The organism is Prosthecobacter sp. GW821-HT29F12, assembly GCF_058803405.1.
Map to the genome: position 1 here is coordinate 601,432 of NZ_CM179517.1, position 22,580 is coordinate 624,011.

At 61.2% G+C, this 22,580-nt stretch carries 12 protein-coding genes and 1 pseudogene; 8 read left to right on the forward strand and 5 right to left on the reverse strand.

What is annotated here, in order from left to right; all coding sequences use genetic code 11:
• Positions 1-13: 13 nt before the first annotated feature.
• From AC3RLQ_RS02325 to AC3RLQ_RS02340, 4 genes and pseudogenes are all read left to right on the forward strand, one after another.
• Positions 14-2,791, forward strand: coding sequence for a hypothetical protein (locus tag AC3RLQ_RS02325; RefSeq protein ID WP_493033982.1), 2,778 nt, complete (start codon positions 14-16; stop codon positions 2,789-2,791).
• Between the two features lie 74 nt (positions 2,792-2,865).
• Positions 2,866-3,261 carry a helix-turn-helix domain-containing protein gene (locus tag AC3RLQ_RS02330; protein WP_493038808.1) on the forward strand — a complete coding sequence of 132 codons (396 nt, stop codon included), beginning with the start codon at positions 2,866-2,868 and terminating at the stop codon, positions 3,259-3,261.
• Positions 3,243-3,782, forward strand: a pseudogene (locus tag AC3RLQ_RS02335) (IS630 family transposase); the annotation flags it as partial. The gene AC3RLQ_RS02330 and the pseudogene AC3RLQ_RS02335, both read left to right, overlap by 19 nt.
• Before the next feature lie 89 nt (positions 3,783-3,871).
• Positions 3,872-4,612 (forward strand): IS5 family transposase, encoded by a 741-nt coding sequence (locus tag AC3RLQ_RS02340; protein ID WP_493031932.1) that lies wholly within the window; start codon positions 3,872-3,874, stop codon positions 4,610-4,612.
• Positions 4,613-4,634: 22 nt separating this feature from the next.
• Here the strand turns inward: AC3RLQ_RS02340 and AC3RLQ_RS02345 are convergent, their stop codons facing one another.
• The 4 genes from AC3RLQ_RS02345 to AC3RLQ_RS02360 all read right to left on the reverse strand — a co-directional run bounded on the left by AC3RLQ_RS02345 (position 4,635) and on the right by AC3RLQ_RS02360 (position 18,930).
• Positions 4,635-9,254, reverse strand: coding sequence for a PAS domain S-box protein (locus AC3RLQ_RS02345; RefSeq protein WP_493033983.1), 4,620 nt, complete (start codon positions 9,252-9,254; stop codon positions 4,635-4,637).
• 135 nt (positions 9,255-9,389) lie between these two features.
• Positions 9,390-10,061: a spermine/spermidine synthase domain-containing protein gene (locus AC3RLQ_RS02350; protein ID WP_493033984.1), complete on the reverse strand. Its 672-nt coding sequence runs from the start codon at positions 10,059-10,061 to the stop codon at positions 9,390-9,392.
• Positions 10,062-10,225: 164 nt separating this feature from the next.
• Positions 10,226-14,086 (reverse strand): S8 family serine peptidase, encoded by a 3,861-nt coding sequence (locus AC3RLQ_RS02355; RefSeq protein WP_493033985.1) that lies wholly within the window; start codon positions 14,084-14,086, stop codon positions 10,226-10,228.
• A 155-nt stretch (positions 14,087-14,241) separates the two neighbouring features.
• Positions 14,242-18,930: a hypothetical protein gene (locus AC3RLQ_RS02360; RefSeq protein WP_493033986.1), complete on the reverse strand. Its 4,689-nt coding sequence runs from the start codon at positions 18,928-18,930 to the stop codon at positions 14,242-14,244.
• 736 nt (positions 18,931-19,666) lie between these two features.
• Here AC3RLQ_RS02360 and AC3RLQ_RS02365 point away from each other — a divergent pair.
• Positions 19,667-20,335, forward strand: coding sequence for a sigma-70 RNA polymerase sigma factor region 4 domain-containing protein (locus AC3RLQ_RS02365; RefSeq protein WP_493033987.1), 669 nt, complete (start codon positions 19,667-19,669; stop codon positions 20,333-20,335).
• Between the two features lie 86 nt (positions 20,336-20,421).
• Here AC3RLQ_RS02365 and AC3RLQ_RS02370 read toward each other — a convergent pair whose 3' ends face one another.
• The gene (locus AC3RLQ_RS02370) at positions 20,422-20,655 is read right to left on the reverse strand and encodes a hypothetical protein (protein ID WP_493033988.1); all 234 of its coding nucleotides are present in this window, start codon (positions 20,653-20,655) and stop codon (positions 20,422-20,424) included.
• Positions 20,656-20,820: 165 nt separating this feature from the next.
• Between AC3RLQ_RS02370 and AC3RLQ_RS02375 the strand changes: the two genes are divergently transcribed.
• From AC3RLQ_RS02375 to AC3RLQ_RS02385, 3 genes are read left to right on the forward strand one after another with little or no spacing between them, the layout of a single operon-like run.
• Positions 20,821-21,231, forward strand: coding sequence for a hypothetical protein (locus AC3RLQ_RS02375; RefSeq protein WP_493038848.1), 411 nt, complete (start codon positions 20,821-20,823; stop codon positions 21,229-21,231).
• Complete coding sequence (locus AC3RLQ_RS02380; protein WP_487688717.1) at positions 21,141-21,953, forward strand: IS5 family transposase; 813 nt, start codon at positions 21,141-21,143, stop codon at positions 21,951-21,953. The genes AC3RLQ_RS02375 and AC3RLQ_RS02380 overlap by 91 nt, the downstream gene beginning before the upstream one ends.
• Before the next feature lie 15 nt (positions 21,954-21,968).
• Positions 21,969-22,433 (forward strand): cupin domain-containing protein, encoded by a 465-nt coding sequence (locus AC3RLQ_RS02385; protein WP_493033990.1) that lies wholly within the window; start codon positions 21,969-21,971, stop codon positions 22,431-22,433.
• Positions 22,434-22,580 lie beyond the last annotated feature (147 nt).

The window sequence follows — 22,580 nt, forward strand, 5'->3', positions numbered from 1 at the left end:
ACCTGCCATGACGATGAAGACCTGCCTGTTCATTCTGGGCTCACTGGCGCTGATGGAGATCAGCGTGCTGAGCCAGTTCATCAAAGACCGGAGTGATCTGCCGGAACTCTCGCAGGCGGCGGGGAGCCGGCTGGCGGTTGATTATGAAAAGAAGTGGCTGGCGTGGTGCGAGCGGGTGTGCATACAGCCGTTTGCGGCGAGGCCTGGTGTCAGTGCTGAGGTGAAGGAGCAGGCGGTGAAGGTGGTGCGGCGCGGCGTACCGCTGCTGAGAAATCATGCGGAGCGCGATTTCAGCTACAGCTCTGCGAATCTGGCCAGCGACTGCGCGGAACTGATCAAGCAGGGGGAGGATGATCCACTGATCTACTGGCTGCAATGCTGGGCCATCCATGACAGCACGCGCGATTTTCCTGCATGCGCGGCGGCTTTCAAACGCGGCTACAATCACAAGCTGGCGCAGACGATCCTGCCTGCGGTGCGCTATCTCTTGATTGTCACCTTTGAGGACATCCGGCGCGATGCCGGGCAAAAGGGAGATGACAGGACCTATGACCGGCCGCTGATGGAGGCCGCGAGGCTCTCACTGCTGGACGGCAGCTACCCTGAGGAAGATGAGGAGATCCTGGCGGAAAATTTGGTGCCGCTGTTTTATGAAGAGGTCTTCACCACGGATGAAAAGAAGGTGGCGGAAATCTGCGAGACGCCGCTCAAGTCCAAGTATGCGCAGCTGATGCTGAAGGGGGCGTTTGAGCTGCGCAAGGCAAGGCAGGGCGGAGGATCGGCCACTGACCCGTTTGATGGATCGGGGGGCGTGCAGCACATGAAGCAGGCGGTTGAAAAATTCCGGGCGGCCTGGGAGCTGAAGCCTCAGTATCCTCAGCCTGCGACGAACATGCTGGACATCAGCATCGTGACGAGAAAAGAGGTGGAGGAGGACAGTGCTGAATGGTTCAACCGGGCGCTGACGGCGCAGTTTGACTACCTGCCTGCCTACAAGGCGTGGCTGAACGGCCTGCTGCCGCGCTGGGGAGGAAGCCATGAGAAGATGCTGGATTTTGGCATCATGTGCGCCCGCACGCACCGCTACGACACGCAGGTGCCGTATTACTTTTTCAAGATCCTCGGGGATGTGCTGGATGATTCCAGCCTGGGTAGGAAGGTGTTCAAGGACGTAATCGTCAAGGAGACCGCGATGGCGCTGTCCGAACAGAAAGTGAAGGACGCGCGGAACGAGATGCAGCGGGAGAATGCGCTGTCCATGCTGGGCATCCATGCCTGGGCCTGCGAAGAGTATGGGCGGGCCACGGAGGTGCTCAAATCACAGCCGAAGCGGTTCAACCGGCCTGCCATCATCGTGATGCTGCCGTTCAAAACGAACGAGCGCGACATCCGCGGCGAGTCCGAGCTCTATGCCCATGATTTGAAGGATGACTGGGAGAAGGCAGAGTCTGCGTGGAATGCCAAACGACTGGAAGAAGCGGCGCGCCTGTATGAAGCGTTGCTGACGAAGCCGGGTGGCCGCGACAACGAACTGGTGGCCTCCAAGCTCGCGTCCGTGCGGTTTGAGCAGGAGTTCGCCAAGGGCGGGTGGGTGTCGCTCAACATCGAACCCCGGCTGCTGTGCTGGCAGCTGGACAAAGGCAACTGGACAGCGACGAAGGAAGGCGTGCTCACGAACGTAGGCATGGGTGATTCAGCATTCATCCTGCACAACGGACGCATCGGTGATGATTTCCAGGTGCGCGGGGTGTTTGAAATCAAGGGGGCGCGTGCCGAGGCTGGCATGGGGGTCATGCTTGGCTACGGACGCGATGAGGAGTCGGCGCGCTGGGTCAGCTGCGTGCATCAGTTCGAAAAAATCGGGAGCCGGGTGGAGATGCTGGACGGTAAGTTTGACTCGACGGTGGACGATGCGCTGCTGGGAGATGGCGTAGGGCGTTTCGAATTTGAAATCACCTGTCACGACGGGCGCATCACGTATGCGGTGAACGGCTGCAAGGTGTACACCGACTGCGCGGCCTACGACACGCTGGAGCCTTTCCCGCCGCTGAAACGGATGCGCGACGGACGTGTGGGGCTGGGGCATCTGCTCTGCCCCAGCGGTGCGACGACGCGCCTGATGAAGGCCGAGGTCCGCCGCCTGCCGGATGACTACACGCTGCGGCCCGCAGGCGGGGCGCTGCCCGGAGACACGAAGATGACGGCGCAGCAACTTCTGGACTACCTGGATGAAACGACGTGGAGCTTCAGCAAGGCGGAGAATGAGCCGGAGTTTGCGGAGGTGACGTTCCGTGCCAGCGGCCGCGAGTTCCGGTTTTTCAAAGCGCCGGATGAAAGGCAGATGCACCGCTTTGCAGTGAAGGACGGCCAGACCCTGCGGCTGGCGCAGGATCGCAAGCTAGTCTTCAATGCGGACCACAGCGGGTTCGTGATTCAAAACTGGCCTGGGAAGGGGGAGCAGCGGTACTGCCGCCTGAAAAGCCGCCCGCAGCCGGAGGCCTCACTGGTGGCGCTGCGCAAGGCGGTGACGAAAGAGGAGGTGAGCGCCGCCCGCAAGGCGCGCTGGCAGCACACGCACTGGAAGCGCGGTGACTCCACGCTGGAGTTTTTCGATGACGGACGCTGGCACGAGGACTGGGTGGTGCGCCCGTGGGATGGCAAATGGATGGTGCAGTCCGACGACGAGGCCGTCGTGGTGAAGGGTGACAATGACGTGCAGCACTTCCACATCTCGCAGGACGGGCAGACGCTGAGGCGGTCTGACGGAACGGAGTGGAAGCGGGTGCCGTAGAGCATTTTAAATAATAATGTAGCCATTGGGCGGGAATATGCTATGCATTGGGCATGGCAACACTCTCCCTTGATATGCGTGAACGCATCGTCAGCGCGTATGACAAAGGTGAAGGCACGCGTGATGAGATCGCACGGCGCTTTCGCGTCTCGCTGGGCATGGTCAAAAAGCTCCTCCAGCAGCGTCGCAAGACCGGCAGCATCAAGTCCCGGCACCACCTCGCCGGACGCAAGAAGCTCATTGTGGCTGAGCACCGCATGACCATTAGGCAGCAGCTCAAACGCAAGCCCGACATGACGCTGGCCGAACTGCGCGACGCTCTGGGGCTGAAGTGCACGCTGCCCGCGATTCATTATGTGCTCGTGGACATGGGGCTGACATATAAAAAAAGACGCTCCGCGCCGCCGAGCAGGACCGGGAGGACGTCCGCAAAGCACGCCGCTGCTGGAAGCGCCGGCAAGGCGGCTTAGAGCCTTGGCGGCTGGTCTTTCTCGACGAGAGCGGTGCCAAGACCAACATGACGCGCCTGCGCGGCAGGGCACCCCGTGGGCGGCGGCTGCATGCCGCAGCCCCCTGTGGCCGCTGGCAGAGCACCACGATGATCTCCTCCATCCGGCTCGATGGCACCACGGCCTGCATGCACCTGGCAGGAGCCGCCGACACCGACGCCTTTGTGGCCTATATCGGCCAGGTGCTCTGCCCAACACTCAAGCAAGGTGACATTGTGGTGATGGACAATCTCGCGGTGCACAAGAGTCCGGAAGTGCTGCGCTTGGTGGCGGCAGCAGGAGCGGAGGTGCGGTTCCTGCCGGCCTACTCGCCCGACCTCAATCCCATTGAGAAAATGTGGAGCAAGATCAAAGCGCTGCTGCGCAGCGCCGAGGCCCGCACCCCCGAGCAACTCGACCAAGCCATCAGTCTGGCATTCTCAAAAATCACAGCCAAAGACGCTGCAGGTTGGTTTGCTTCTTGTGGCTATAGTATTATTTAAAATGCTCTAGGCGGTGTTTGAAAACCCTCGATTGCCCAAGGAAAGCATTTGTGGCATGAGAGAAAACCGATGAAAACACAACGCTTTGCATGGTGGGAGCCGCTCAAAAAGCGACTCAAAAAAATGGTGCTTTGAACATTGGCGGCCGTCCGCGAGCGTCGCTGGATCTTGTTCTTGAAGGCTTGTTTTACCGGCTGCGCAACGCGGGTCCTTGGCGTGACCTGCCCGAATGTTTTGGTCCTTGGCGCACCATCTATGGCTGGCATCGGCAGTGGGCGCGCGAAGGTCTCTGGAAGCGCATGCTCACCATGGTCTCCCGCAAAACCAGGAACCGCATCAGGCTTGTGGATGGCACGCATGTGGTGGTTCATCAGTGTGCTGCAAATCCTGCAGGTGGCGCAGACAAGCAGGCCATGGGCAAAACGCGAGGAGGCCGCAATACCAAGATCATGGCCCTTACTGATGGGCGGGGGCTTGCAGTGAACCTGCTGCTCATCGCAGGACAGGCCTATGAAGGGCACCATGTTCTGCCGCTGCTGGGAAACCCTGCAGGGCTGTGCGTGGTTGGCGACAAAGGCTTCGACAGTGACAAGCTACGTCAGCAGCTTCAACTGCTCGGGGCAACCCATTGCATTCCACGCAGAGCCAGATGTGGAATCCAGCGCAAGGTCAGCCGTAAACTTTACCGACAGCGCTATCGCATTGAGAACTACTTCTGCCGTCTGAAGCGCTGGGCTTGTGCCAGCACTCGGCGAGACAAACTCGCCGCACATTTCCTCTCGCTCATCGAGTTTGCTGCCGTCATCGACTGGCTTCAATACGGCCGATGAGGGTTTTCAAACACCGCCTAGCTCAGGCGTTCGAGTGTGGCGAAAGGACGTCCTGCAGCACTTCGGCGAGCTGGCCTTCGGTGAAGGGTTTGTCGAGGCGATGGGTCACGCCGAGGGCTTTCATATCAGCGGCCTGCGGATCTTCCATGCGTCCGCTGGCGACGACGACGGGGACGTCCGGCAGTACCAAGCGGAGCACGCGGACAAAGGCGAGGCCGTCCATGTGCGGCATGTGCAGATCGGTGATGATGACACGGAGCTCGGCCTGATGGCGCATGGCGAGTTGCAGGCCGTCCGCGCCGTCGGTGGCGGTCACAGGTTTGAAGTTCAGCCGCTGCAGGACCATGCCTGCCATCTCGCGCACGGCGGCTTCGTCATCCACGAGAAGGATGGTTTCACCATGGCCGGGGCAGGGGACCACCGCTGCGGGCGCGAGTGTCATACCACCTTCTGCCACATGGGCGGGCAGGAAGGCGGTGAAGGTGGAGCCCAGGCCTGGCTGCGAAGAAACCTGCAGGAATCCGCCATGGCTTTTTACAATGCCCATGACGGTGGAGAGGCCGAGGCCGGTGCCTTTGTCCGGGCTTTTGGTGGTGAAGAAAGGATCGAAAATCCGCTCGATGATTTCTTTTGAAATGCCGGTGCCGGTGTCGTGCACGCGCAGAGCCACGTAGCTGCCGGGCCGGGCATCGGGCATTGAACTGGCAAAGACATCATCCACCTCCAGGGACAGAGCTTCGAGAGTGAGGGTGCCGCCGGTGGGCATGGCATCGCGGGCATTGACGCACAAGTTCAGGAGAATCTGATGCATCTGCGTGGCGTCTCCGAGCACCGTGGGAAGTTTCGGAGCACAGGTGACCACGAGATGAATGTTTTTGGGGAAGCTGCTGGTCATCAGGCTCTCCAGCTCGTGGACCAAACGTTCCACCTGGAGGACGACGCGTTCTCCCTCCGCGCCTTTGGCAAAGGTGAGGAGCTGGCGCACCATCTCCGCACCGCGCCTGGCGCTGGTTTCAAACATGTCCAGAATCTTCGACTCCTGGGGGCACCGCATCTTGAGCAGCTCCACTCCCATCAGGATGGGGGCGAGGGCGTTGTTCAGATCATGCGCCACGCCGCCGGAGAGTGTGCCTAGGGCCTCCATGCGCTGCGAACGCAGGGCCAGGCTTTCCATGTTTTTGCGCTCGGCGAGGTTGCGGCTGCGTTCCAGCTCCATGGAAACACGCTGGGCGATGATGAGCAGAATCTGCTGGTCTTCCTCGGTGAATTCGCGGGGCCTGCTGTCCAGCAGGCAGGTGACGGCGACGACGTTTCCGCGGGCATCCAGCGAGGGGATGCCGCAATAGGCATTTGCATTGTGGTCGCGGACAAACGCTGAATGGGGGAAACGCTCCTGCACCTTTTCGCAAACGCTCAGGTCTCTGCTGCCGACCACCAGGGAGCAGGGGCTGGTGGAAAGCGGGGCGCTGCCTCCTTCGTGCATGATCTGACCGTGGGACCACACGGCCTTGATCTGCAGCTCCTGGCCAACGACCTCCGAGAGACAGACCACGGGGACTTCAAACAGGGTGGCCACCATGCCAACGACTTCATCAAAAACGGCTCCCGGTTCACCGGAGAGCTGCATGCTTAGCTCGGAGAGCCGGTGCAGTTTGCGAAGGTAGGCGGCGTTCCGTTCCTGGGACTGCCTGCGTTCTGTGATGTCACGCTCGTTGGCAAGGATGCACCACTCGCCATCGATTTGAACCGGTGTGGCGACGACTTCGAGCGGGAAGATGGAGCCGTCTTTGCGCTGGTGGTTGAGTTCAAGGCGGAGGGTCTCGCCCTGCTGAATTTGCTTCAGCCGCCCGGGCGCCGCCAGTGCGGCCTCGGCGTCGTCGAGGTCACGCATATTCATGCCGATGAGCTCGGTTTCAGTGTAGCCATGCATGTGGGCGGCGGCCTCATTGGCCGAGAGGATGCAGCCATCGGATTTCAGCAAAAAGATGGCGTCACCACTGGTCTCGATGAGAGAGCGGTAGCGCAGCTCGCTTTCGCGCAGCGCCTGCTCCGCCCGCTTGCGCACCGTGACGTCCACGCCGGAGGCCACGACCTGAACGATGCGGCCGCTGTCATCGCGCAGGGGATTGAAAACGGCGTCCACCACGATCACCTGCCCTCCAATGGTGTGAGCCTCAAAATCATCCCGCACGATTTCGCCGCTGGCGGCGCGGGCAAGGGCTGAGCGAACTTTCTCCCGGGCTTCGGCTGAATAGCTCCACCAGTCAATCTCCCACAGCAACTGACCGATGACGCGGTCACGCTTCACCCCGGTGACTTCCAGAGGGGAGTGATTGATCTCCAGCATGCGGCCCTCAGGGGTGAAGAGCCCCACAAAGGTGAACATGCTGTTGAGGATGTCGCTCATGCGGCGCCGGCTGGCCAGCATCTCGGCCTCAGCTTTTCTGAGTTCGGTGACATCGCGGACGAAGGCGCTGTAGTGCGGCTTTCCACCGATGGTGAAGCTGGCGCTGGTCAGCTCCATCCGGATCTGCGCCCCATCACGGCGTGTGCCGGTCAGCTCCATGCGGCGATCTGCAGACTTCGAGAACTGCTGCCAGAGCTGCTCATGGGTCTTGAGCTGGTCCGGGGTGGCGATGGTGTCAAAGAGGCTGCGCCCGATGGCCTCATCAGCGTCCCAGCCAAAGATGACGCGGGCCTGGGGATTCCAGCCGCTGATCAAGCCGTTTGCATCCACCGTGATGACGGCATCAAGGGCGGTGTCGATGATCTGGCGGGTGCGCTCTTCGCTCTCACGCAGTGCGCCGGTGCGTTCGTAGACGAGCTGCTCCAGGTTTTCGTTGAGCCTGCGCACTTCAGCCTCGGCCAGCTTGTTGGCGGTGATGTTGATCTGAGCGATGACTGCGCCGCCTTCCTTTCGTGACAAGGGGGTGACCTGCATGGTGAACCAGCGTTCCTCGCTGGGCGAGTGGCAGGCGTACTCGTGTTTGAACGTCGGTCTGGAATGATCCAGAACGCCACGCAGCCCCTCAATGACCTGCTGAACGTCCACGCCGGAGTCCAGTGCAGCCTTGTGGCACACCTCCAGATAATTGGCGCCCACGCCCAGGGATGCCATCTTGTCAGCTGCACCATTTTCACGCGCGAAACGCTCCCAGCCGTCGTTGATGGCGATGATGGTGCCGTGGCGGTTCACGACGGCGATGTTGGCCATCATGGAATTGATCACGGCACGGTTCAGAGCCTCGCTGTCGCGCAGGATGCGATCGATATCGTGCTCCTTGGTGACGTCCCGGAAGACGAGCACGACGCCGATGATGCGTCCGGAGGGATCGCGAATGGGGGCGGCGCTGTCGGTGATGGGGCGTTCGGTGCCGTCGCGGGAGATGATGACGGTGTGATTGGCCAGACCGTGAATTTCGCCGGTGGCCAGCACATCATCCACGGGGATGATGGCGGGCTCGCGCGTTTCTTCATTGATGATGCGGAAGACTTCCTCCACCGGGCGTCCAAGCGCCTCGGCCAGCGTCCAGCCCGTGAGCTTTTCTGCGATGGGGTTGAGGCGCGTGATGCGCCGCTGCGCGTCGGTGGCCAGGACGGCATCGCCAATGGAATTGAGCGTGACGGAAAGCTTTTCCTCGCGGGAGCGGAGAACTTCTTCAGCGGCTTTCTGCTCGGTCACGTCACGCGCGGTGGCGATGATGAGGCCGTCAGGCTGAGGCACGGACTTCCACCAGAACACGCGGGAGGAGCCGTCCTTGAGCAGGCAGCGGTTTTCAAACTGAAGGATGCCCTTTCCCTCAGCGAGCTGCCGGGCGACTTCGGCCTCCGTGGCGGCGCGATCATCCGGATGAACAAACTCGATGTAGGGGCGTGTCGTCAAATCGTGGGCGCTCCAGCCCAGGATTTGGGTGAAGGCGGGATTGACGCGCTTGAGATAGCCGTCTGATTTGATGATGCAGAGCATGTCCAGCGGCACGGTGAAAAAGAGCTCGCGCTCCGCCTCCGCCTGCTGGCGTTTTTCGAAGTCGCGCCGCACGATGAAGCTGGCAAAGCCGATCATGCCGAGGGAGAGCACGCCGCCGAAGGCCACGATGGTCATGGTGATGTTGGAGAGCTTTTTCGCCCGGGTCTTGATGCCTGGGAGGAGCTGGTTTTCCTCCTCTTTCAGAGCGACGATCACTTTGCGGATTTCATCCATGGTCTTCATGCCCTGGCCCTGGCTGATGAACTGAAGTGCCGCGTTGGCATCACTGCTGCGGCGCAGTTTGATCACCTCGCTGGCATGATTGAGTTTTTCTTGAATCAACTGTTCGAGCGCCGTCAGCCGCAGTTGCTGCCGGGGATTCTCCTCCATCAAACGTTTCGCTGTCGCGAAGGCCTTTGGCACCGTGATACTGCTTGCTTGATAGGGGCGCAGGAAAGCGTCATCACCCGAGATGGCAAAGCCGCGGTTGCCCGTTTCAATGTTGAGCGTTTCCACGAGAATCTCGTCGAGCGTGTCATTGACGCGGTGGGTGTGGTCAAAGGAATCAAAGGTGGCTGCATTTTGATGCTCGCTCCACCATGCGCTCACTCCGGTGAGGAGCAAGAAGACCAGGGCGATGAGAAATCCTGCCTGAATTTTATGTTGGATCAGCACTTTTTAGATAGGTTGGCACTTAGCCAAATCTTTCATAGCCATTAGTTTAGCCATGTTAATGGGCTGATTCTGCGATCCATTATTCCATGGGTGAAGTCACTGCTGCATGGACTCACTCGGAGCCGTCGAGCGCGACTATTTTCGCTCCGCGACGAAGATGGTGTGCGTGCAGCGCTTGGCCTGCGGGTAGGCTTTGGCCGCGACGGTTTCGACTTTGAAGCCTGCCTTGGAGAGTCGTTTGGCGAAGGCGTGATCCGTGCTGGCGGACCAGAAGGTGGCGCGGCCGCCGGGCTTCAAGGCATGGGTGATGGCGGAAAAGCCCTGGGTCTGATAGAGGCGTGCATTGCCGTCCTGCACCATGGCGATGGGGCCGTTGTCCACATCGAGGAGGATGGCGTCGTAGTGGGCTTTGGGGGCGCGGCTGATGACCTGGAAGACATCGTCCACGGTGATCTCGACGCGCGGATCATCGAGGAGCTGTCCGTTCACGCCAGTGAGGTATTCGCGGTTCCAGGCGACGACCTGCGGCAAAAGCTCCGCGACTTGAACGTGCGCGGCGGGGCCCATGAGCTCCAGCACCCGGCGCAGCGTGAAGCCGAAGCCGAGGCCGCCGATGAGGACGTTTGCCGGGCCAGCGCCAAGGCGTGCGCAGGCGAGTTCTGCGAGGACTTTTTCGGATTCTGAGGCGTTGGTGCCCATGAGGGGCTGGCGGTTCACGCGCAGGTAGAAATGCGAATCGTGCGAATGCAGCGTCAGCTCAGCGCCATCAGGCGTGTGAGATGTGGCGAGCAGAAGAAAGGGTTTCATGGAGAGGCTGGTCCGCGAAAAGCCACGAGCTTCCCGGCCTGTGACAAGAGCGCGGCCCCACCTGTCCGCAACATGATGATTACTCAAGAAGCCACAGCCATGAGGGCCGGCGTCAAGAGGGTGGGATCGTACCTGGCGGGGGATGCTTTTCGACCAACTCTGGTCTAGGGTAGAGTAACAGTCACCCGATAAAACCGACGGGGCTGCGCGCTGCCACCGATGTCGGTGATGGTTTGATTGGAGCCGGAGCCAGGGATGTTTTGCTGTACGATGGTCCAGGCTGAGGTGAGGGTGTCGCTGCGCTCGACTTTGTAGGTGCGGCCGGTGAGGGTGGGGAAGGTGATGCCGATGTTGTCTCCGGCTCTCGCAGTCGTGACGGGGTATTGGCTTTTGCCGGAATTGGGCGGGGTGCCGAGGATGAACTCCTGGAGGTTGCTGAGGCCGTCGCCATCGAGATCGAGCGTGGTGTCATTCACGGCGGGATTGAGGCCCACGCTTGTCTCGTAGTCATCAGACATGCTGTCACCATCGGCATCGCCATCGACAAGGGTGATGGTGGAGGTGACAGGAGAACCAAGGGAAAGGCCGCCAGCAGGCGCGCTGAGGGTGACGGTGAAGGATTCGGAGGCTTCGACGAGGGCGTCGTCCAGAATGGCGACGGTGAAGGTCTTGCTCAGGTCGCTGGTGGTGAAGGTGAGCGTGCCAGATGCGGCGGTGAAGTCTGCCGAGGTGGCGGTGCCAAAGGCGGTGGCATAGTCTACGGTGCCGGCATTGCCGAGGGTGCTGCGACTGACGGTGAAGGTGAGCAGGGTGGCGGCCTCGGTCACGGTCTGCGTGTCAGGAGAGATGGCGACGGGTGTGGGAGCATCGTTGTCCTGGATGGTGACGGAGCCCGTGGCAAGAGTGCCCAGCGTGGTATTCCCAGCGGCGGAAGAAAGGGTGACCTGAATGGTTTCGTCCGGTTCCAGCGTGGTGTCGTTGGTGATGGGAATGGCAAAGGTTTTGACCAGCTCGCCGACGGCAAAAGTCAGCGTGCCGCTGGTGGCGGTGTAGTCGCTGCCGGCGCTGGCGGTGCCGTTGCTGGTGGCGTAATTCACGGTGGCGCTGCCTTCCAGCCCACCCGTGCGTGTGACCGAAACCTCGATGGTGCCTGCCGCCTCAACACCGCTGGTGGCGGACTGTGTGAGCATGACATTGTCCGTGCAGGTGACTGTGGTGAAGAAGAGCTTCCAGCCGAGGAGGGATCCCGAATCACCTGCGGAGAAGTCCTGAACGTAGAGCTTCCAGATGCCATTGGCCGGCACGCCGCGGAATTCGCTCAGGGTGTAGGCGGCCTCGGTGGCGATGTCCCCGGTGAAGGTGCGGGAACTGCCGTAGTAGTCCCAGGGGCGATAGGTGCCGGTGAGGACGCTGGGGCCAAATTCGGGAAAGATGACGCTGGCATCGTCATTGAAGGTGAAGGTGGCCAAGGATGCGGTGCCGCCCACGCCGCCGCACATCAGGCGTATTTCCAAGGCATCCGGTCCGTGGAGCAGGATGCCAACATCATCCACGTAGCTGTGGGAAAAGCCGATGATCTGCGCGGTCATGTCCTGCACACGCCCGATGAGGCCGGCGGCGGAAAGGTTGGAAGGTGAGGGAGAGCCCGTGGCGTTGTCATTGATGGTGACACCGCCGCCGGTGGCAGTGGTGGCTGTGGAGGTGCCGAGCGGGATGTTCACATTCGCGAAGCCGAGATCAGTGGCACCATCCTGCAGGTGAAAGACCAGGGGGATCGAAACACCGCAGCCGCCGGCGAGCTTGAATGAAAATGAACGGGTGGCGGCAGCGCCACCTGCGGGCAGGGCGCCGTAATTTTGCGCCGCCGAGGGATCTTGCACACCGCCAATGGGGAGAAGTGTGGCGGTGAGGCTGCTGGTGGCGGTGGCCCCGATGTTGTTGAACCCGAGGGTGAAGGTGACGGCTTCGCCGGGATCGGCGCTGGAGTTGGCAGGGGTGTTGCCTTCGGTGCTGAGCGTGGCGGAGGCTCCGGCAATGCGGGCCTTGTCGCTGGTGGTCCCGTAAAGCTTGACGGTGACTGCAGTGAGGGTGCCGGTGTCTGAGCGTACGCGGTCGGCGACTTTTACGGTCCAGTTGCCGGCAGCGGATTCGCCCCAGTGGTGGACGGAGCTGTAGGTCCAGGCCAGATTGTTGGTGCCATCCGGGGTCACTTGCGAGAGCTTGCTGACCGTGCCGTAGGGAGAGGTGAGGGTGACCTCCAGATCGCCCACGGCGGTATGCGTGGCATTCACAGTGACGGTGACATGCTCGACGGAGAAATTGGCGTCGGTGAAGTTCAGCGTGCGGGTAACGCCTGTGGCGCTGTTGTCTGGAATGACGAGGGCGAGGCCGGTCTGCGCGACCTGCGTGGTGGTCATTGCGGGAAGATTGACCCACTGCTGAGCGAGCGCGACGGCGGCAGCGGCATCGACCAAGCCTGCGCCGTATTTGTGATTAAAACTGAGGCCGGCCTGATTGGTGGACCAATCGGGGTCGGTGCGGTGGACCTTGCGTGCGGTGCGGATGAGGATCTCCTGGACATCGCGCCACCCGAGATTGGGATTGGCCTGAAGCATGAGCGCAATGATGCCGGAAACCAGCGGACAGGCGCTGGAGGTGCCGCCGAAGGTTTTGGTGTAGTTGCGATCCGCGAGATCGCTTGTGCCCGCTGCGGTGTTGTTGTACCCGCCTTCGCCAGTGATGTCCGTGGTGCGGATGCCTGCATTGTGCCGGCCGCCACTGGAGGGGGCGGTGATGAGCAGATTGGCCCCGGGTTCGGAGTAGTAGCTCTGGAAGCCAAAGTCGTTCATTGCGGCCACGCCGATGACGAAGGGGGAATTGGCGTAGCCGTCGAGGTTTGAATTGTCCGCCAGATCAAAACCGTTGCCGCCGGCGAAGACGTAGATGAGGCCCCTGCCATTGCGCCCGCTGGTGACGCCCGTCTCCAAAGCTGCGGCAGCCAGCGGGCCGGGGCCGCCATAGCCGCTGGCGTCCGGCGTGCCCCAGGAGTTGCTCTTGACGTGAATGACGTCGTTGTGCGCGAGGAAGGCCGAGGCTTCATCCTGGTCGGTGTTGGCCGCGGCGATGAGGCGAAAGCCGGTGAGCGTGGCCTCCGGTGCCGCGCCGGAGCCGCCGATGCCGTTGTTGCCGCGCGCAGCGGCCACGCCGGCGCATGAGGTGGCATGCCTGTCCGTGGTGACGTCTCCCGGCAAAGGATCGGAGTCGTTGCCATTGTAGTCAAAGTCGAGGTCGGTGTTGTAATTCGGCTGGATGTCCGGGTGGGTGTACTCCAGGCCGCCATCGATGATGCCGATGATGATGCCGGCGCCACTGTAGGTGTCCCACACGCTGGGGATGTTTGCGTCCGCCCACAGTGCGCCGCCGAGCTGCGCCATGTTTTTCAGGTGCCACTGTTCGGGAAACAGCGGGTCGTTGGGAGTGGACTTGGCAGCCTTTTGTGTGGCCAGCATGACATTGGCGCTTTCGACTTCGGGCAGCGCACGCAGCGCCTCCATGGCAAGCAGCGCGCCTTCGGAGGTGAGGGCATCGAAGATCGCGTAACCGGGCGCGTGAGCTGGCTCGCTGCTCACGCGCAATCCCGCGTTTTGCGCCACGGTCTTGGCTGTGGCGCCCGGCTTTAACTTTACGAGAACCTCACGCGTGACGAAATGCCGCGCCGCTTCAGCGCCGGCACGTGATTTTGCGCCACCCGCTGCATGCGTGAGCACGAGCTCCACCTGAGACGCTGCCGCTGTGCGTGAGCGCAGCGACTTGGCCGCCGCAGCGAGATCCGTGTCTCCGGCTTTGCTGATCGTGCGGCGTCCATCCGCCTGCTTGACTGCGAGTTCATCCGCCACCAGCACGAGCTGACGTGTGGTGCCGCCACTGAAGATTTCATAGCTCGACTTCAATGGGCCACTGCCGCCCGCCTGCTGCGCGGTGGTGAAATCACAGGCTAAAAAAAGCCCGGTGATGATCAGAATCATTCTCATGCCAGATTAAGGCACTTGATGATTTGCGCCTGCAAGTCTGAAGTTTTGGACAATGCAGCAGCCGCTGTGGGAGATCGCCCATGAGTACTTGGTTCCGCGCTGACAAGCTCAGCCTGCATGGAACCTTCGCGCTTGAAGCTCTTTCACTCCTACCGCTTCGCCTTGGCGGCGATCGCCTTGTAGTAGCTCTCAATGGCGGCGCGGTATTCGGGGGCGGCTTCGGAGCGGGTGGCTTCGGTGAGGTCGTCGGCCATTTTTTGCGGGAGGTGGCCCCAGTCGCCTTTGACGAGGATGGTGCCCTGACCGAGGACGCCGTCCTGGAGCTGGGTGGATTGATTGCCGCCTTCGGCGGACTGGGCCTGGGAGTTTTGGCCCTGCTGCTTTTGGTTTTGGGCCTGCTGCTGGGAGGGTTTCTGGCCCGGGGCCTGACCCTGATTGCGGGAGTCTGCCATGCTTTGCTGCTGGGCCTGCTGGGCGTCGCTCAGGCTCTGCTGCGCGGATTGCTGGCCGCCTTCGGGCTTGCCGCCCTGTGATTGCTGCTGCTGCTGGCCGTTTTGCTGCTGGTTGCCCTGCATGGGGTGAAGCTGTGCATCGAGCTGATCAAGCGCCTGGGCGAGCATCTGGCCCTGAAGCTGTTCGAGGGGGGAGGCGAGCATGGCGGGGGATGTCTTGCTGGCGGTGGCTTCGGCGGCTTTGGCTGCCTGAGCTGCGTTGGCGAGGCTTTGCTGCGCGGCCTGCGGATTGGGCACGGGATTGGCCTGGGTGGCTTCGGCCTGCTGACCTGCCTGCTGGAGTTGATTGCTGGCCTGCGCGACCTGTTCGGCAGCTTCTTTATCTCCGAGGCGCTGCTGATGGCGTGAGACGCGGGCGAGATCGCTGGCGGCCTGTTTTTGGGCCATGCCGTTTTGCACGGCCTGCTGGGTTTCTTTGGCGACGGCCTGCTCGGCCAGTTGTGCGGTGGTCTGCGCGGTTTCCGCGAGGGCCTTCTGCATGGACTGATTCTTGGGCAGTTCTTTTTCCAGAGCCTCAAGCACGGCCTGCGGATTTTGAGTGGCGTCCTTGGCCATTTCGGCGAGCTGCTGGGCACGCTGGTAGGCTTCATCAAGCGGCTCCTGCACGCCAAGTTCCTGCTCCATCTGCTGCATGGAGGCCTGCTCGGCTTCGGTGAGCTCCTGGCCGTCTTCGACCTTCTGCATGTTTTGTGCGAGCTGTTCCAAAGCCTGCGCGGTCTGCTGCTGGGCATTGGCGGCGGACTGCAGGGCCTGGGCTTGTGGCTTGCTTTGCGATGCCTGGGCGGCCTGCTTCAAATTCTGCGCAATCTGCGGGGTCTTCTGCTGCATCTGCGCGAGGGCGACATCGGCGGTGCGGGCGAGCTGGGATTCGGCCTGCTTGGTGAGATCGGAGGCGTTGGCTTCCTGACGAAGTGCGGCCTGCAGGGCGGCCATTTTCTCGGCGTTCTCGGCGGCTTCGGGGCGGAGTTCCTGGGCTTTTTCGGCGACTTCGGCGACGGGTTTTTCGGCCTTGGCGGCATCGGCGGCAGTCTGGGTTTCCTGCTGGGTCTTTTTGAGATCGGCGGCCACACGTTTCATCATGTCGCTGACTTCAGGAGTGAGAGAGGCGAGCTGGGCGCGTGCGGCATCGATCTGGGGCTGAAGCTGTGCGGCGAGTTCGTTGGCCTTCTTCTGCGCATCGGCGGTGGCCTGCTGCACGGGCTGTGTATTGAGCTGCTGGCCGGGCTGCTGCTGCGAGGCTTCACGGGCGAGGTTTTTGTTTTGTTCGGCGGCGTTGCGGGAGGCATCGCTGGCCTGCTGGGCGGCCTGGCGGAGATTGTTCGCGGCCTGCGGATCTTTCTGCTGCATGGCATCGGCAATGCGGGCGCGGTTGATCTTGTCCGGCACCTGCTGCAGGGCCTCGGCGGCGGCTTTGGCCTGTGCGGCGGTGGCTGCGAGGTCCTGCTGATTTTGCGGGCGTATGGACTCCACCTGCGCGACTTCAAGAGCCTGTGCGGCGTCTTGGGCTAAGGCGTCTGCCTCCAGCGCGCGTGCGGCCTGGGAGAGCTGTGCGGCCTGATCCTTCAGCGTGGCGAGGGCCTTGGTGGCGGCGGAGGGAGGGGCATTGCTGCGGCGGGCTTTTTCGGCTTCTTCGGGGGAGAGAAGTGGGATTTTCTTTGCCTCGGCGGTCTGGCGGGCGAGCTCGTCCACGGCGCGGCTGGCGCGGTTCATGTCTAGCGCGGCCTGGGTGTTGGTGGCTTGGTTTTGCTCGCGCAGTTCGGCCTGGTCCTGGAGTTGTTTGGCGGACTGGGCGAGGAGCTTCTCGGCTTTCTCGACGGCGGTGAGGTCGTCGTGGTCCTTCTTGTTATGGCGGGGATCACGGGTGATGTTTTCGGCGTTGGCGAGGTAGTTGCGGGCCTCCTCCAGCTTTTGAAGTGCGGGGTTGTCCTGGCGGGTGAGGTTTTCGCGGCGCTGCGTGGCTTCGTTGGCGGTTTGTTCGGCGATGCCGCGGGTGATGTCTGAGGCCTGCTGAAGGCGGCTGCGCAGATTGTCCGAAGCGCCGTAGAGGTGCTCGGGGCTCTTGGTCTGGTCGGGCTTGTCGAGGCTGCTGGCGAGATCTGCGGAGGTTTCGGTGATGCGTTTGTCCATCTCCAGCACGGGGCCATGGAAGCGGCCTTTCTGGGATTCATCGAGCTTGGCCAGATCCTTCTGCAGGGTCTTGGCCTGGGCCATGAGGGCGCGCTGCTGCTCCTGCCACTTGGGGCGCTGCTCGGCATCGCGGTTGGCTTGAAGAGATGTCTCAGTCAGCATGCGGGACTGGCGCTGGAGCTGCTGGGACTCCTGCGCGGCGATCTTGGCGGTGTCTTCGGCGGCGAAGGCGCGGAGGGCATCGGCGATGACGCTGGCGTGGCCGGCGGCTTCATTGGCAGCGCGCTTGATCTGCTCGGTGTTTTCGATCTCGTCGGCATTGAGCTTTTCGAGATCGGGGAGCTGCTCGCGGCGGAGCTGGGCGAGCTTTTTGCCAAGGAGCTGCGCTTCGGAGGCATCGAGCTGATTGGGGGCATCGCGGGCGGCGTCTTTGAGCGCGTTCCAGAGTTCTTCGGACTGGGCTTTGACCTGCTCGAGTTTTTCCTGGGCGGAGGCGAGGGCGTTGGCGGCTTCGTCCTTGGCCTTGTCGGGATCTCTTTCTTTGCGGGCGTTTTTTTCGCTCTTGCGCACCTTTTCAAGGTCCTTGCGCAGCTCGCGGGTTTGTTCATCGAGACGATCTGCCTTCAGCGCGAGGCGGCGCTGGCTTTCCGCCCAGTCGCGCTGGCGGGGATCGACGGTCTGCTCAAGAATGATGACGCGGATGGGCGGGGACTCGGCCTTCTGGCCTTTGAGGTCGATGGCGATGAGCTTGATGAGGAGGGCATCGCCGGTCTTCACGCCGAGGGGGGCGAGCGGGAGGAGCGTCTGCACGGGGGCTTCTTTGGCCGACTTGGTGAAGGGGAGATCGCGCTCGGTCCAGTTGGCGCCGTTGATGGCGTGGGAGAGCTTCACGCCGCCGAGGCCGACGTCGTCCGTGACGAGTCCGGCGAGGCGCACGGCTTCATCGGCGAGGAGCTCGATCTGCTCGGCGGGTTCGTTGATCTGCGCGGTGGGCGGGAGATCCGGGATGGTGGTGATGCGCCAAGGAGTGCTCTCTTCATTGGTGAAGCCGGTTTCCTTAGACTTCAAAGTGACCTGCCAGGAGCTGTGCGTGGCCTGTACGGTGAGGTCTGCGGTGAGCAGGCCTTCGGGCGTGGTGGTGGAGGGCAGGGTCTTTTTCTCGGGGAGATCGGGGTTCAGCTGGAAGTCGCTCTTCGAGACGGGTTGGTTGGTCTTGAGCGTGAGCTTGATGGTGGAGCCGTCGAGGGCTTCGAGGTCGCCCTGATCTGCTTTGACCTGGGACTCCGGCCAGCCGGAATAGGCGGGTGGGACGATGGTCTTGGTGAACTCGACGATGCGGGGCCGTGCGCGGGCGCTCAGGGTGCGCCAGGGGGTGATGGCATCGGCCGCATGAATGCGGTAGCGAACGTCCGTCTGCCCGACGGGGACGACGCCTTCAAAGCGTGCGGTGCCGACGGCGGAGAGCTCGGTGCGGCGGGGCTTGGAGCCTTCGACGGCGAACTCGAGCGTGGCCTGCGCGGGCTGCGGGCCTTCGGTTTCGATGATGAGGGGCACTTCGGAGCCGATGGGTGCGAGGGCGCTGGCCTGGAGAGGCTCAAGGATGCGGATCTTGACGGTGGCGGGGCGTTCGAGATTGGCGAAGGGCAGGGCGGCACGTGCCATGAAGCCGCCGAGGTGGAGGCCGGGAATGAGGCAGAGCACGAGGACGGCGGCGGCGACTGAACCGGCGGCGATGAACCAGGGGCGCAGCGTGCGCGTGGGCAGCTTCGCATTCCAGTCGATGCCTTCGATGGAGGCGGCGACGTCGTCCTGGAGCTTCTCACGGAACTCGACGGAGTCTTTCACGTTCACGCCGCCACGTGGATCGGCGAGCTCGACAGCGGCGAGCAGGCGCTCGCGAAGGGCGGGCTCAGCGGCCTCGATGAGCTTGGCGGTGCCTTCTTTGCCATTCGCCTGTGAGATGAAGCGCCACGCCACGCGCCATGCGGCGTAGGCAGCGCCCCCGTAGGCGATGAGGGTGATCCAGGGCCGTAGCGCGTCCGGCATGAACCACGCGCGGTCCAGCAGGGCGATCAACGTGAAGGCGGCTAGGGCGAGCGCCGCGGCACATAGGGCAGCGCGGAACTGCAGCAGCTTCTGACGGCGCAGGCGAAAGCGTTGCAAAGCTTCATGCGTGGCGGGACGGAGGGCGAGATTCATGAGAGGGGTGAAAGCTTAACGCGGCGCGGAAGGGGTTCTTTGCGGGGGAGGGTGCAGTGAAAAGGGGCAAGTGAAAGGGGAAAAGGGGCCGGGGGAGAAGGCGGATGGGAAATGGAGCAGGTGGTGGGCCATGCGGGGAAGTGTGGATGGAGAAATAGGGAAAGGAGAAGGGGGGGCACCCCGCGAACTTTAGTTCGCGGGTATCATGACAGTTTTGGATTGCTGGCGGCTCCGGGCGACCTGGATCTTCGGCAGCTTTTTCGATTTCATGGATACGTATTCTGAAAATATATTTCGCTTTCTTCTTCCTTCAGCTTCCAGAGGGACAGCACCTTTTATACATCCCCTTCTGGTAAAGCTCGTCGAGTACCCGCTTGGTGTGCGAAGAGGCAGGGGCTTTTGTGCCTCTCACCAGCCTGCGGGAAGCGGGTGCGGGCTTGCATCACTTCACGATCGCACTCCATATCGGCGTGCCTGAAAGCGGGCCGGAGCATGGCTTGAACTCCGGTTTCGAGGACTCGCACATTTTCTTTGCCCACGTTTCTTGCCGTGCAGCTTCACTTCGGAATCCAGAGATTGCTGTTTCGCAGGCAGAGTCATTTCTAATTCCTTGCGGCTCTCGCACGTTAGAAGGTCCGACAGCATTTCTTCAAACTGAGTTGTAATCAACGTGCCGTTTTCTGCTCCTTTTATTGTCTGGCATTAAACAAACTCAAACTACAAACCTCACACCGACATGAACAACAAGACCATGCTCGAAATGACGGATGCAAAACTGAGGGCTTATGAATTGTGCCGCAAGAAAGGGCTCGCCACTGCGGCGCGGGTCCTGGGTGCAAATCATTACGGGCTTTCGGAAGTCGAAACACACATGCTCACCCAGCTCGAACGTGAGTTCGCCGCCGGGCGGGTTCCCACACCTGGATATGCATGCGTGGTGGCACGCAATCACGCGATGAGCATTCTGAAGTGCGAATCCCGCTGTGACTCCATGGATGCTGAGGGCGACGGCGGAAGCCACTCCCCGCCCGTGGCTGCGGCAAACACCGCCACGCCCAGTAAGGCGGTGGAGTTTCAGGAACTGTCGAAGGGTGTCGAACCTTTGATTGAGTCGCTGAAAACCGCGCTGCAGGAACTTCGCGACCATGACCGTGAGTTTCTGGTGGGATTCGCGGTGACGCATAACTTTGATTCTCATGGTTTCGCCAGCGAATCAGGGACGACGGCCGGAGCGGTCAAGGTGCGTTACCACAGGCTTCAACAGCGTGTGTTTGTGAAGGTAGTTCGTTCGGTCAAAGATCCTCATGCAACCGATCTGCTCGAGTATCTGATGGAGGCCGGCTACAAAAGCTGCGAGATGGTCAAATCGCTGCTGCGGCTGGTGTTTGAGTTCACTGGGGTTTAACCGCAGGTGATCAGGCGCATTTTTTTTGCCAGACCTACCCCGGGTGATTACTCACCCGGGGTATGTTTTTTTCAGCGGAACTCATCTCATGCCAGCACCTGGCGCAGCAGCTGGCCCATACCGACAGACTGCTTGAACGCGGCGCGTCCGGCTTCGGACTTGAGCTGGGACAAATAAAAATCCGCACTTGGCTGTTTTCCGCAGGCCCATTCTTGGAGGTAGCTGGCAGACAGATCTGCGACGAGAGTGTGCGAGTCTTTGGCGGTGATCGTGGCAGCGGTTGCCTTATCGTCAGCGGTGTTAAGGAGGTGTGTGTTCATAGATGGAGCTGATAACGTGTGTGGCTGTTGGTATTGACTTCACAAACACGAAGTTTGTGCTAGAGAAAGGAGCAATTATTTCGACCTCAATTACAGGATTTCGCCGTTGAAAGCCGAGTTTTTCTCGACTTTTTCCAGAGCATCACTCTTTCATCCTGACCGCCTATGATCGCCCCGAACCTTTCCACCATTCTCGGCTTTCTTCGTGCGTACAGGGGGGAGGAGCCTTTGAACACGCCGAGGAAAGGGCCGCACCGCATCAAGCGTGCCGCCATTTTCGATAAATGGAAAGAAGTTAGAAAGCGAAAAGGCCATAAGATTCTTAGCTTGGAAACTCTCAACCAACTTTTGGACGGGGTCAAAAAGCGCCCGAGCTATGATGACGTTATCGATATGATCGAGGCCCATGGATTTACCTGCCTAGAGCCTGTTATTAACTTTAAAAAGTGCTGTACACCGGTGAGGGTCAAAGCAATAAGCTTGGGATGGAACCTTCGACCGACAAACCAAGAACTGCCTACACAAGTGATGTCAGCGATGCAGAATGGGATTTTTGCCGTCCCTACCTGGTGCTGATGAAGGAAGATGCGCCCCAGCGGGACTATCCGCTGCGCGAGCTGTTCAACGCGTTGCGTTACATTGTGCGCTGCGGCTGCCAGTGGCGCATGATGCCTCATGACCTGCCACCCTGGCAGAGCGTTTACCAGCAAGCGCAGCGCTGGATGAAGGCATGCTGCTTCGAAGCCATGGCCCATGATCTGCGTGAACTCTCGCGCCTGGCCAAGGGACGCAAGGCCCAGCCCACAGCGGCCATCATGGATGGACGCACACTTCAGTCCTCGCCAGAGAGCGGCGGCCGGGCGGGCTATGATGGCTACAAGCGCCGCAAAGGCAGCAAGGTGCACATTGCGGTGGATACTCTCGGGCATCTGCTGGCGGTGAAAGTGACGGCCGCCAACGAGCAGGAGCGTGCGCAGGTCGGCGAGCTTGCAGCGCACATCCAGCAGTCCACCGGAGAGAATGTGGAGCTGGCCTATGTGGATCAAGGTTACACCGGTGAGGAGCCTGCACGACAGGCACAACAGCACGGCATCAAGCTGGAGGTGGTCAAGCTCTCGGAAGCCAAGATGGGCTTTGTGCTGCTGCCAAAACGCTGGGTTGTGGAGCGCAGTTTTGGCTGGGCGGCACGCTTCAAACGCCTCTCCCGGGACTACGAGCGTCTGGCTTCGACTCTGACTGGCATGCACTGGCTCGCTTTCGCGACCCTCATGCTCTCTTCTCTATTCGGCAAAAGTTAATAACAGGCTCTAGACTTGTTTCTTGACTATCTTGCCAGCGCCAGAGTGGAAGATATTGCCGTAGTCAAAGATTCAGACCGCGCGCCCCATAAAATAGGACCTACGGCGCAAATGCGCCGTGTGGATAAATCTTTTCTTGGCGATCACAGGACCAAGATCGAGATCGTGACCCTTCAGCCTGGCGGGCAGACAGAGTTTCACTGCCATAGCGGGCATGAATTTGTCCTAGTGGAGTTCGGCACGGTGCGTGCCGAGTTTGAAGACAGTCATCATAGCACCGCAAGCAGGGATCTCGAGTCAAGAGACTCGGTGGCTTTTTCATCTTTGATCCGGCACCGGTTCACCAATACCGGCGAATCCGAGGCCCGTCTGCTTTCGGCACGGCCGGCGCAGTCTCAGCCGCGTGCGGAGCCACCTGTGGACTGGTTTTATGATCTGCAACACTTTGAGTCGATTCCAAACCTCACGCGGGTTGTGTGAACTTCCGTGTGAGAAGAAGGAAGTTTAATATATGGAGCTCGGAGTGGAACTGCTGCTTCCGATTGACGGGTTGTGATCTTCGAGTATGGGGCGAGAGGGGTTCTTTGCGGGAGCGAGAGGGATGTTGCAGGCATTTTTACAGCAGGC